General features: G+C 57.9%; 13 protein-coding genes and 2 pseudogenes. 4 read left to right on the forward strand and 11 right to left on the reverse strand.

What is annotated here, in order from left to right:
• The 9 genes from JSE7799_RS16360 to JSE7799_RS16385 form a co-directional block, all read right to left on the reverse strand.
• Positions 1-427 (reverse strand): transposase (locus JSE7799_RS16360; protein ID WP_186201987.1); only part of this gene is annotated, 427 nt, incomplete at its 3' end.
• A gap of 273 nt (positions 428-700) precedes the next feature.
• Positions 701-1,087 (reverse strand): response regulator, encoded by a 387-nt coding sequence (locus JSE7799_RS20125; protein WP_083480649.1) that lies wholly within the window; start codon positions 1,085-1,087, stop codon positions 701-703.
• A gap of 12 nt (positions 1,088-1,099) precedes the next feature.
• A complete protein-coding gene (locus JSE7799_RS20130; RefSeq protein WP_083480650.1) occupies positions 1,100-1,951 on the reverse strand; it encodes a CheR family methyltransferase in 852 nt (283 codons plus the stop codon).
• The gene (locus JSE7799_RS20135; RefSeq protein WP_083480651.1) at positions 1,948-2,481 is read right to left on the reverse strand and encodes a chemotaxis protein CheW; all 534 of its coding nucleotides are present in this window, start codon (positions 2,479-2,481) and stop codon (positions 1,948-1,950) included. Before JSE7799_RS20135 ends, JSE7799_RS20130 begins: the two co-directional genes overlap by 4 nt.
• Entirely contained in the window at positions 2,474-4,669 is a 2,196-nt protein-coding gene (locus JSE7799_RS20140) for a chemotaxis protein CheA (protein ID WP_083480652.1), read from the reverse strand. Before JSE7799_RS20140 ends, JSE7799_RS20135 begins: the two co-directional genes overlap by 8 nt.
• On the reverse strand, positions 4,669-5,040 hold the full coding sequence (locus tag JSE7799_RS16370; protein WP_055664559.1) for a response regulator: 372 nt from the start codon (positions 5,038-5,040) through the stop codon (positions 4,669-4,671). The genes JSE7799_RS20140 and JSE7799_RS16370 overlap by 1 nt, the downstream gene beginning before the upstream one ends.
• 12 nt (positions 5,041-5,052) lie before the next feature.
• Positions 5,053-5,340, reverse strand: a complete 288-nt coding sequence (locus JSE7799_RS16375) for a hypothetical protein (protein ID WP_055664560.1) — start codon at positions 5,338-5,340, stop codon at positions 5,053-5,055.
• A gap of 119 nt (positions 5,341-5,459) precedes the next feature.
• On the reverse strand, positions 5,460-6,443 hold the full coding sequence (locus JSE7799_RS16380) for a glucokinase (RefSeq protein ID WP_055664561.1): 984 nt from the start codon (positions 6,441-6,443) through the stop codon (positions 5,460-5,462).
• Positions 6,444-6,454: 11 nt separating this feature from the next.
• Entirely contained in the window at positions 6,455-7,774 is a 1,320-nt protein-coding gene (locus tag JSE7799_RS16385; RefSeq protein WP_055664562.1) for a GH1 family beta-glucosidase, read from the reverse strand.
• A gap of 243 nt (positions 7,775-8,017) precedes the next feature.
• Between JSE7799_RS16385 and JSE7799_RS22490 the strand changes: the two are divergent.
• A pseudogene (locus tag JSE7799_RS22490) lies at positions 8,018-8,122 on the forward strand (hypothetical protein); the annotation flags it as partial.
• A 7-nt stretch (positions 8,123-8,129) separates the two neighbouring features.
• Here the strand turns inward: JSE7799_RS22490 and JSE7799_RS22495 are convergent.
• Together JSE7799_RS22495 and JSE7799_RS21900 are read right to left on the reverse strand one after the other, a co-directional pair.
• Positions 8,130-8,585, reverse strand: coding sequence for a hypothetical protein (locus JSE7799_RS22495; protein WP_442354845.1), 456 nt, complete (start codon positions 8,583-8,585; stop codon positions 8,130-8,132).
• A 139-nt stretch (positions 8,586-8,724) separates the two neighbouring features.
• Positions 8,725-9,309, reverse strand: a pseudogene (locus tag JSE7799_RS21900) (transposase); the annotation flags it as partial.
• Between the two features lie 410 nt (positions 9,310-9,719).
• On the opposite strand from JSE7799_RS21900, the gene tnpA reads away from it, so the two are divergent.
• From tnpA to JSE7799_RS16405, 3 genes are all read left to right on the forward strand, one after another.
• Complete coding sequence (tnpA, locus tag JSE7799_RS16395) at positions 9,720-10,121, forward strand: IS66-like element accessory protein TnpA (RefSeq protein ID WP_245624895.1); 402 nt, start codon at positions 9,720-9,722, stop codon at positions 10,119-10,121.
• Positions 10,118-10,468, forward strand: coding sequence for an IS66 family insertion sequence element accessory protein TnpB (gene tnpB / locus JSE7799_RS16400; protein WP_055664564.1), 351 nt, complete (start codon positions 10,118-10,120; stop codon positions 10,466-10,468). Before tnpA ends, tnpB begins: the two co-directional genes overlap by 4 nt.
• A 59-nt stretch (positions 10,469-10,527) precedes the next feature.
• Positions 10,528-10,746 (forward strand): IS66 family transposase (locus JSE7799_RS16405; protein WP_503089892.1); only part of this gene is annotated, 219 nt, incomplete at its 3' end.

Consider the following 10,746-nt stretch of genomic DNA (forward strand, 5'->3'; position numbering starts at 1 on the left):
AGTGGCAGTAGAACCGGATCATCTCGCGGCCCATGCGGATAAGGGCGCGGGCGTCGGGCAGGTTTTCCATGCGCGAGATCGTCGGCTGCGAACACAAGACCGGCCCTGTTTCCGGGCCACGCTCCAGCGCGATCCTGAAGCTGGGATCGTTCCGCAGGGCGGTCGCGTCATTGCCGTCTTCATATCCCGCCGCGATCATCATGATCCGGAAACGGATGATGTCACACAGGCTATGCTGAACTTTCGCCGGGTCACGCGGATCGCGCAGGCAATCGGCGAGCCGCTGCGCCAGATCCGCCTTGCGCTCGATCTCGCGCAGCAGGGTCAGCCCCGCGTCGGAGCTCATGTCGGCGCCGTCAAACCCGAGCAGGATCGGCTTGCCATTGAGGGGTGACAGACGGGGTGCGGAGCACGTAGACTGGGTCAGGCGGAGGTCGTCCTGCTGAAATCTGAATCTTTGGCGTCGATAACCAAAAAATACATAGTTTGAGACGGTTACGCAACCTCCGCCGCCTTCTCGTGAATTATCCGGGTTAGCAAGCGCGTCGCCCGAAGCAATATGGGGTGACTGGCTGCGATGCTGCTTTCCCTGATAGATGCGAGGAAAACCCAAAGTCAAAATGATTTGATACCAGTCGTAAAGAAGTACACAAGCCGAACGCGCAAGGCGCTTCGTTCACGCAGTATGAGAATGAGGCGTTCAAAGCCGCCCCACCACCGCTTCAATACAATCCTTCAAGAGTGCTGGCGTGAACGGTTTAGTTAAAAAGTTGTTCATTCCAAGCTTTCGTCCAGTGTCTATGATAGAGTCGTCCCCTCGACCAGTAATAAGAATGAACCCCACTTTTTGAGTAACGGGATCCGAGCGAAGGTGTTGCAATACCTGTAAACCATTGAGCTCTGGCATGTACAGGTCAGACAGAACAATATGGGGCGGTGACTTTCGTGCTTGCTGAACACCCTGTGCTCCATCTTCCGCGTATGAAACGTTTTGAATTCCTAGAGAGTCCAGCGCTTGAAGCAACAGCCCCCGGCTGGTTGACATGTCATCAATTACGAGAACTCGAAGCATATCTCTCAAGGCCATGCCTGCTCCTCCTTATTTTTTCTTCGGACCTTTTGTCACAGATGTTTGGCGGAAGGCGGTTCGCCCGACTGGAGCCAAACTCTTTGCCTCAAATGCCAAGCGCTCAGAATGCCCAATCAGAAACAGCCCATCGGGACCAAGGCGAGAGACGAGCCTTTTCTGAGCTGCCTTCTGGACTTCCCGCTCAAAATAAATTGTGACGTTTCGGCAGAATATAGCATCAAAACATTTCCAGCCTGGAAGAAAGTGAAGTAAATTATGGCGCTGGAACGTTATTCCAAGGTTGAGCTCTTCATAGAAGTAACGGGGGCAGCGCTGTTTAGCTCTTTTAACAAATGGAGTTTGCGGTGCACCGTCTAGTAACCTCGCCCCGATGTTTTCCGGATCGCATCGCGATCTAGCTGCCCTTAAAACTTCTTCGTCAATGTCGGTCGCTAATATTTTAAAGATGTGCGTCCACCTTGATCCAAATTCAGAATAGCAGACCGCTGCAATTGAGAGGGGTTCCTCACCAGTTGAACAGCCTGCAGACCAGACGCAGCAGGGCGAGGAAAAGGATTTGGCCCTATTTTTACGAGAGAGTATCTGGTCGTGAAGTAAAAGGAAATGATGGGGTTCGCGAAATACCCCCGTAACATTCGTGGTGAGAGCAGAAATGAACTTCGACCTTTCGTCTATGCTAGCGAGCCCGCTTCCGCGCAACAGATAAACATAGGATCCAAAGCTAAAGATCTTGAGATGTCGTAGCCGGCGCTGTAATCGAGATGCGACAAAACCTCGCTTCGATAAAGGCATGTGCAATCCAGCCTCTGCCGCGGCAACAGCGGAAAGTTCCTGAAAATCCTTAATACCAAGCGGAATCACAGGGCGACCTTGTCATCTAGGCTTGTCTTCTCAAGAAGAACCTCAACTGAAAGCACCTGAAGCATTATGTTCTCCGTTACGAAGAGGTGCTTTGCAATAGTGGGATTGCCACCCAGTCCGCTTATCGGAACGTCTTGAAGTTGTTCATCTTGGGGCCGAACTATGTCAGATACCGCTTCGACAAGAAGTCCATGAAGTTTTCCAGCATCTTCAATAATAACAATGACATTTCGAGGGTCATCTTTAGTCCGACCTTCTCCGAGCCGGTGAGCGAGATCTAAAACAGGCAAAACCGAGCCGCGAAGGTTCACAACGCCACGCTGCCATGGCTTTGAGTGAGGAAGCAGGGTAGGCTCGCTCCAACCACGGATTTCACGAACGGACATAATGTTGATTGCATAGCCGTGTCCACCGCTATGAAACGTAAGTAGTTCAAGTCCGTCGAGCTTGCCGGGTTTGTTATCTTTCGAAGAACGCTGAAGCGGCATTTGGAAATCGCTCAATTGCGCGGTAAGATCCGAGTTATCCATTTAGTGGTTTCTCAAATTTGGTCCCGAGTGTTATTTGGCGGTCAAGGCCTAACCTGCTGGCAATGCCGGCTGGATTGACTATTAACGCAACTTGACCGTTACCAAGTATCGTCGCTGCTGATACACAAGGAACGCGGCCGAAAGATTCGTCCAGACCCTTAATAACGACCTGCCGCTGCGCTTCAATTGCGTCCACACGAAGTGCGAAGGTGCCGCCTTCATCCGAGGTGACAAAGAGAAGAGCTGAGTCTTGCTCAGAGATCGCCCTTTCTGTTTCCGAAGTTTTACAGAACCCCATTCCTTCGCTGAGGTCGACAACCGGAACAAACTGATCGTGAAGAAGTGCAAGGCGCCGGTTCTTATCAAGGGCTTCGATTCGGGCGGAGGCCTCTATTTGTGTTTCGACTATTGCTGAGAGAGGAATTACAACGCGTTGGTTGCCGTCCCGAACGACCATTCCGTCTAAAATAGCCAGCGTCAAAGGGAGGCTAATGGAAATCGTACAGCCTTTGTTCTGTTCCGAAGCAATTACTACGGTTACGTTTAGATCACGTATCGATTTTTGGACAACGTCCATGCCGACACCGCGCCCCGATAGCTTAGAAATGGAGTTAGTTGTGGAAAATCCCGGTAGAAATAGTATATGGTCGATCTCGGAATCATTTAAGACAGCATCATTTGCGACAAGTCCTCGCTCGATTGCCCGCGCCAATACTCGTGGACGATCAATTCCCCGACCATCATCAGATACTTCTATTACAACTCGGTCGGCGCTTTGTCGTGCTGTCAGCCTGACGGTTGCTAGAGGACTTTTTCCAGTCTGGTCGCGAATGGTGGCTTCTTCGATCCCGTGATCAATAGCGTTCCGGATGATGTGGGTCAGCGGGTCGGCGAGGCGCTCGACAACAGTTTTGTCGATCTCTGTCTCTTCTCCCGACGTTACAAGCTGAACACTTTTACCCGTGGCTTGTGCTGTTTCGCGGACGATCCGTGTCATTCTTTGAAACAGTGACCGCACTGGTTGTGCCCGGATCGCCATCACGCTGTCTTGCATATCGCGTGTTAGTTGCTGAAGATCATCAAGCCTCGTGAGGGCCTCCGAATGTTTATTAAGTCCCGCCGTAGATACTTCTTGCGCGAGCATCGACTGGCTAATGACTAGTTCTCCAACTAGGTTCACCAGACGATCAACTCGGCTCAGGTCGACCCGAATCGATGCACTTACAGCCGAAGGGGTTGAGTTTGGCGGGATCGCTTGAACGACCTCGGGCGACGCAGAAATCGAGTCATCTATGATAGAGCCCGGTATTTCCGTGTCACATTTCGGAGGGGGTACCCTGTTAGCCGAGTGTGTATCATTTTTGGATTTGGGAGGCGCACTTTCTGGTTGCGCAGAATCAATCTTCAAGACGCAGAGATCAACGGCAAATTCGAACACATTTTCGATTTCCGTTTCGGTCAAGTCGCCCGCTGTTGGGTTAAGTACGATTTTCCATCTTAGGCGGGGAATAGCGACGTCGAGATTGTCAAGTAAATCGAGATCGCTATCTATTGCTTCTACGTTTATCTGGCCGAGGACTTCCAGCGCGCGAAATAGGTAGAGAGGCTCATTACCGCTGGCGAGAAGGTCAGGTAGAGGCTCAAAATTAATCAGCCAATCCTTGGGATTTTTCTTTTCCGAATCGCGGCGTGTTCCTACTGCGGGTGAGAAGTCGGAGTCCAGCTCGATGTCGAGTGTGATTGGTGTGAACTCGGGAGCGGTAGCATCGGCCGAGGTCGGCTGCGACAGTGATTCAGGGGCGGCGTGTGTAGGCGTTTCAGTGGATACAAGTTTCTTCAGTTCGGATGTATCCGGAGCGAGCTTGTAGCCATCGCGAGCTGCGGTGACTTGGTCGCCAAGTTGGTCGCCCGCTCGGAGCATGACCGCCAGCACGGATGCGTCCGTTGGGAGCCGTTTGTTGCGCAGTCCGTCTAGCGCATTTTCAAATTCATGCGCAAAAGCTACCAGGTCTGTTAGGTCGAATGCGCCAGCGCCGCCCTTTATGGAGTGTACTGCACGAAAGACCGCATCCACTGTATCCGTATCATGCGTTCCGGCCTGCAAGGCCAGAAGGCCCGCCTCGAGGGTCTCGAGAAGTTCGGTGCATTCCTCGAAAAATGTCGCGCGGATCGCCTCCATCGGATCCATCAGGACAGACCCGTCACCGTCCGCAGGGCCCCGACGAGGCGCGCGGGATCAAACGGCTTGACGATCCAGCCCGTTGCACCGGCGGCACGGGCGCGAAGCTTGAGATCGCGGGCGCTTTCCGTGGTCAGAACAAGAATAGGTATTCCTGCATACTCCGCGCGCTCCCGAACCTTCTCGATGAAGCCGAACCCGTCAAGCCTCGGCATATTCACGTCCGTCAGAATAGCATCCGGTTTGGGATCCAAACGGTCGAGCACTTCGATCCCGTCCTGACCGTCCTCGGCAAGTTCGGTGTCGATTCCTTCACGTTCCAAGGCGAACCGCACCATGTCTCGGATTGTGCGACTGTCGTCGATAGCAAGCACCTTCATTGATGCGCTCCTTCAGGTATGCAATCTGTCGAGAGAAACGCCGAGTGTGCGTATGCACGCCAGAAAAGCGTCCGATGGCGTGCCGATGTACAAGGCGTCACCGCGCGCCGCCTGGCGATCACGCAGCGCCATCAGAAGCTGCAACGCTGGCGTTGTAAGGACCGAGACCGCATCGGCGGTCAAGATGATGTCGCCGGTTCGGCCGGTCACATCGGCCCGCAGCGTTTCAGCCGCAATCATGTCGAAGCGTTTGGGAAGGGGGATCCGGGCTCCGCTGACGCTCTCACAGCCGTCGATCATAACGCGCCCCTCCCATGCCGCATGGCCTTCCGATCTCGTTCGAAAGATGCGTAGTGCAGGGGGCGCTAAGAAAACGTTACCGAGGGGGCGGCCTCGCGCAAATCATTGCGGGGACAAAGTTACAGAATGCGGCGCTCATATAGATGGGCGGCGCAACCTGTCAGGGCTGCATAATCGTCCTCGACGAGGGACACGGGAAAGTTGTTCATGAAGCCGGCGAACCGGCCCTTGTCACGAAACGCTTCGACAAACCCCATGTTCCCAAGATGCCGACCCATGGCCCTTGCCACGCCGCCGACAAGGAAAACGCCGCCGAGCGGTAAGTGGATCAAGGCGAGATTCCCGGTAACTGTGCCGAGGATCCGAATAAACTGCCGAATTGCCGCCTCGGCACGCGGGTCGCTCTCGACCCTGTCCATGATCTCCGCCGCCAGATGCGCTTCGTCCGACCCCGCCTCGGATGATAGCCAGCGATAGACGCGTTCCAGACCGCGGCCGGACAGGACGTCCTCTACCGCAGGAAACCCATGCGCAGTCGACACAAATGAGCACAGCCGCAACTCTGCTTCTGTACGGATGGGCAGGCTGGCATGTCCGGCTTCGCATGGTGGCACAAAGCGACCGTCGGGAAACTGGTGCACCGGAGCGGCGTTGAACCCCGTGCCGACGCCGATGACGAGCCGCGCCCCGACGTCACGCGCCGGATCGGCCGGCTGTGCCTCGATGACCGGACGAATAGCGTTGGGATCGAGGTGATCGAGGGCATGACCCTGCGCTTGAAGATCGTTAAGGATTGCGCAGTCCCGCGCGCCGGTCGCTTGTGCCAGACGCGCCGAATCTATCGACCAGTCGAGGTTGGTGAGCTCGGCCCGGCCATCGGCAACCGGGCCCGCGACGGCCACGCAGGCGCCCAAAGGCGCGGAACCACCCTGTTCCTCGACGTATGTCCGCAGCAAAGGGGCAAGATCCGCATGCTCCCGGTTGGCGTAACGACGGATTGTATCGCGGAGAATTGTCCGCCCCGCGGACATTGCGACGCGCGTATTGGTGCCGCCGACATCGGCAACCAGAAACGTCGGCTCTTGCTTATCGTCATCTGCCATATGCGTGCCTATCAACGCGCCAATGCGCGGGCAAGCGCGTGGTAGCTGGCTTTCGGCGTTCGTTCCTGCGTGTCGAAGTCGACATGCACGAGGCCGAAGCGCTTGTCATACCCGAACGCCCATTCGTAATTGTCGAGAAGGGACCAGAACGTATAGCCGCTGACAGGCACACCTTGTTCGATCAGTCGGCGCACGATTTCGAGATGCGCATCGAGATAAGCGATCCTCTCGACATCTTCGCGATCGAGACGATCGCGGTTCGCCATGCCGTTTTCGGTGATGAAGATCGGCACGTCCTTCGTATAATCGGCCGCCAGTCGGGTCAGAAGCTGCGCAAGTCCCTCTGGATGAATTTCCCACCCCATGTCGGTTAGGGGCGGTCGTGCCGCCGCCTCGCCATGAGCCGGGAACGGCCCGTCCGTCGCCTTGATCCGTCGCCCGGTATAATAGTTAACTCCAAACCAATCCAAGGGTTGTGAAATGATCTTCATGTCATCCCGCCATTCCTCCGGCAGGTGTGGCGCGAGACCTTCAAGAACATCGTCGGGGTACGCGCCATGCATTAACGCGCCGGGGAACCAGCGGTTATAGATGCCGTCATACAACTCCGCCGCGGCAATATCGGCCTCGGAATCTGTCGCCGGGATGGACAATTCGAGATTGCAGGTGGCGCCAAGGTTGCCGATGCCGAGGTCCCGCAGCACCTCGATCGAAAGACCATGCGCAAGACCAACATAATGCATGGCCTTGGCCGCAGCGGCCAGATCCGTCAGACCGGGTGCGTGGTGGCCGAGATAGTGGCTGAGCCAGGCGACGCACCATGGCTCGTTTACCGGTGCCGCTGCAAAAAGACGATCGCCGATCCGGCGGCCGATCACTTCGGTGAAATCGGCGAAACGCTTGGGCGTGTCGCGCACCCGCCATCCACCACGTTCTGCCAGGCGTTCAGGTAGTTCCCAGTGATAGAATGTCGCCATGGGGCGCAGGCCGCGATCCAGCATCCCGTCGACCAGCCTGTCGTAGAAATCAAGACCTTCCGCATTGACGTTCACACCATCCGGCATCACGCGCGCCCAAGACGTCGAAAAGCGGTAGGCATCAAGCCCGGCCTGCGCCATCAGGTCGAGGTCCTCGGGCCAGCGATGGTAATGGTCGCACGCGACCGCGCCGGTCTGTCCCTGCCAGACGTTGCCAGGGACTTTGGCGAATGTATCCCAATGTGTCCGGCCAGCTCCGCCGAATTCGTGGCCTTCGATCTGGTAGGCGGACGTCGCGGCGGCGAACAGGAAGTCGTCGGGGAAATCGCTGCGGGAGAAGCTGTATTCGGGCATGTTTCTCTCCTCAACGGCATCGGTTCCGGCGTCACGGCACCGCAATCTGTCTGTGGGCGCGACCAAGGCACTTGTGGTCGCTGCAAGTGGCGACCTCAAGAGGCCGCATGACAGTATGAGCGCGAAGCGCAGAAACTTCCCCCCGTTGGCAGGAACCCGACCAGGGAAAACGAGCCCGATCTCCTTGATTGGACGACGGCTGACGTGCAGACAATGATGAAGTAGACGGGACGTGCAGACTATGTGTCTTATCCCAGACGATTATATAGATTCTCGTCGGACGGCCCTCACGTAAATACCGCGGAAGCCTTCGGGGCCCTCATCGAGCGGGCCCGCGTCGGCGTCTACCATCGGATCACGGGATACCACACGCAGCGCTATCTGGACGAGCTGACACGGCGATGGAACAGGCGCGAGCCCATAGAAGAGATGCGCAACGACAAGAACGGAAGAACCTCACCGCACGTTCGCTGGAAGCCTCTTTCGGTTGTCCAGATGACGCGATTTCTGCTGAAAAGCACTCCCGGAAGAGAGATGCGGCGATCCGAGAACTACGGCTTGAGGTGGCCAGCAGCTGCTTCGCTTGGGGAATAGAGGCGAATTGCTTTCTCATCAGCTCAACCTCGTTGCCCGATCGCAGCCAAAGACGTTCATTCCCCTTTCCCTGCTGAGTTTCGGCGACGGCTTCGGTCTCGGCCCTGCCGAGGTCGGGGAAGCGGTTCTTGACGGTGATGCGGGTCTGGCTTTCGACCGTCTGACGGTCGGGGCTTCGTGGCATGATCCGCTCACCGGAGCGCTTCGGGTAAGTCATGCGCGCCGCGACCCGGCTGCGGACGTGGTGCCGCGCCTGTTTTCTCCCGCGCCCGTTTCCTCCACCGTGCCGGGCCCGGATGCGGGGTCGTGCGCAGGATCCCCCTTCGTGCGATGGCGGCGGGACAGTCCTCTTTTCAAGAACGCCCGTTGCGGCGGACGGGCAGTGAGGGCTTGAATGCCACCGGCTCGCAGGAATGCCCGAACGCCTTTGCACGTGGATCGGCGATCGCGCCACGGCACCACCGGGAATTGCAGGCGCCGTCCGCGGTTGCGGTTTCGATTGGCGCGTCGTGCAGGATCTGCACCCGCACCTCCGGCAATGAGGAGGATTGGAAAATGGCCCGCTGATTGTGTTTCTGAGGGATGGGCTGCCGCCCTGGCGGCTCGAGGTGACCTCGACCGCGCAGACATCTCCCGTGCCTGCGTCTACGGCGAGATGGATGTTCCGCCATTGCCTCCGGGCACGAGGAGCCATGCTTGCGGGCCAGTCGCTCATCGTCTCCACGGCACTTGATGCCGGTGCAGCCCACTGCCCGGCAGGGCACTGCGCAGCAATGTCGCGGAGAGGGGATCAGGGGCTTCAGCGGTTGTCGGATTACGCGAACTGCACCGCGGTCCGCGTCGGTACAGCGTCGCGAAGCCAAAGCCGGCCAATCGAGCCCTCCCCATCCGGGCTGGCTTTCGACCGATCCGACCGTCTGGCTGAGCGGAAGACCATGGAGGCCCGGGGCTCCGCCCGTTCAGGGCTGAAACGCACCACGGCGCATCTCCAGGACATCCTTTCTTCAGCATCAGACAGATCCAAGTCGTGGTACGCCGGGAAGGCCCCAGACGGTCCTCGCTTGTCCGTTCTCTGCGCGTGCGAGGCCGCGCCGGAATGCAACCAGACCAAAAGCAAGCCCTGTTCGCAAAGAGCAGCGTCGTGGAAGGCCAGCTCGTCGCCGGTAGCGGGCCCGAGAGGCCCTTGACGTGCGCCCGAACCAACCGCCAGGAACCAGTACGTCGACCCCTTCCGCGACAAGCTCAATAAGCACCCCCAAAGGTCCTGCTAACGTATGCCTCCGCCGAGGGCCGTCTGACCGACCCACCCGGCTGCCTTTAAGAGCATGAAGCTATGACAGACTATAGCTTCATGTCCCAAGTAGAGGTTCTTTCGGTCACGGATACCGGCCGGCGGCGTCGGTGGACTGACGCCGAGAAGGTGCGGATCGTTGAGGAGAGCTATGCGGCGCCTCGGATGGCAGCAGCGACGGCACGACGCTACGAGATCTCTCGTTCGCTTCTCACACGGTGGCGTCGCCTGGCACGTGAGGGCCTTCTGATCGGCAATGGGGACCGGGCGCATTTCACGGCGGTTACCGTGAGGCCGGAAGTCGCCGCCGAGCCAGCAACCACCGATGCGCAGTTTCGGGCGGATGACACGAGCCATGACCGGGTGGAGATCATCCTGCCGAACGGACGTCGCCTCGTGACCGCCGCCTCGACCGAGACGTCGACCCTTGCGCGGCTCATCCAGGTGGTGGAACGGGCATGATCGCGTTTCCGGCAGGCGCAAAGGTGTGGATCGCGGGCGGCGTGACTGACATGCGGAAGGGCATGAACACGCTGGCCTTGCAGGTGCAGCAAGGCCTCGGGCGTGATCCGTATGCCGGGGAGATATTTTGCTTCCGAGGACGTCGGGGCGATCTGGTGAAGCTGCTTTGGCACGATGGCGTCGGCATGTCGCTCTATTTGAAGCGCCTGGAGGCGGGCAAGTTCATCTGGCCGGTCAGTAGCTCGGGCGAGACGGTCCAGGTCTCCGCGGCCCAGCTCGGCTATCTTCTGGAAGGGATCGACTGGCGTAATCCGCGTTGGACGCAGCGCCCTGCGAAGGTCGGGTAAATCGCCTTCAGAGCCCTATTTTATATAGCCCTACTGAGACGACATGGTAAATCTTGACCATGTCAGATGCCGCCTCCGAACTCGAGATACTTCGCGCCGAGCTGACGGCCACAAAGGCCGAACTGGCCCGCTCGAATGCCGTGGTGTCGGCATCAGAAGCGATGATCGCAGGCCTGAAGCTCGAGATCGCGATGCTCAAGCGCGAGAAGTATGGCCGCAGCGCCGAGCGCACCGCCCGACTCCTCGATCAGCTTGAGTTGCAGCTCGAGGAGCTGGAA

This window comes from Jannaschia seosinensis (assembly GCF_001408515.1).
Lineage (GTDB): Bacteria > Pseudomonadota > Alphaproteobacteria > Rhodobacterales > Rhodobacteraceae > Jannaschia > Jannaschia seosinensis.

What these genes read in the sequence shown, in the direction of transcription:
- JSE7799_RS20125 (WP_083480649.1), bottom strand. Translation starts at nt 1,087, where the DNA reads ATGGCCTTGAGAGATATGCTTCGAGTTCTCGTAATTGATGACATGTCA.
- JSE7799_RS20135 (WP_083480651.1), bottom strand. Translation starts at nt 2,481, where the DNA reads ATGGATAACTCGGATCTTACCGCGCAATTGAGCGATTTCCAAATGCCG.
- JSE7799_RS20140 (WP_083480652.1), bottom strand. Translation starts at nt 4,669, where the DNA reads ATGGATCCGATGGAGGCGATCCGCGCGACATTTTTCGAGGAATGCACC.
- JSE7799_RS16370 (WP_055664559.1), bottom strand. Translation starts at nt 5,040, where the DNA reads ATGAAGGTGCTTGCTATCGACGACAGTCGCACAATCCGAGACATGGTG.
- JSE7799_RS16375 (WP_055664560.1), bottom strand. Translation starts at nt 5,340, where the DNA reads ATGATCGACGGCTGTGAGAGCGTCAGCGGAGCCCGGATCCCCCTTCCC.
- JSE7799_RS16380 (WP_055664561.1), bottom strand. Translation starts at nt 6,443, where the DNA reads ATGGCAGATGACGATAAGCAAGAGCCGACGTTTCTGGTTGCCGATGTC.
- JSE7799_RS16385 (WP_055664562.1), bottom strand. Translation starts at nt 7,774, where the DNA reads ATGCCCGAATACAGCTTCTCCCGCAGCGATTTCCCCGACGACTTCCTG.
- JSE7799_RS22495 (WP_442354845.1), bottom strand. Translation starts at nt 8,585, where the DNA reads ATGACTTACCCGAAGCGCTCCGGTGAGCGGATCATGCCACGAAGCCCC.
- tnpA (WP_245624895.1), top strand. Translation starts at nt 9,720, where the DNA reads ATGTCCCAAGTAGAGGTTCTTTCGGTCACGGATACCGGCCGGCGGCGT.
- tnpB (WP_055664564.1), top strand. Translation starts at nt 10,118, where the DNA reads ATGATCGCGTTTCCGGCAGGCGCAAAGGTGTGGATCGCGGGCGGCGTG.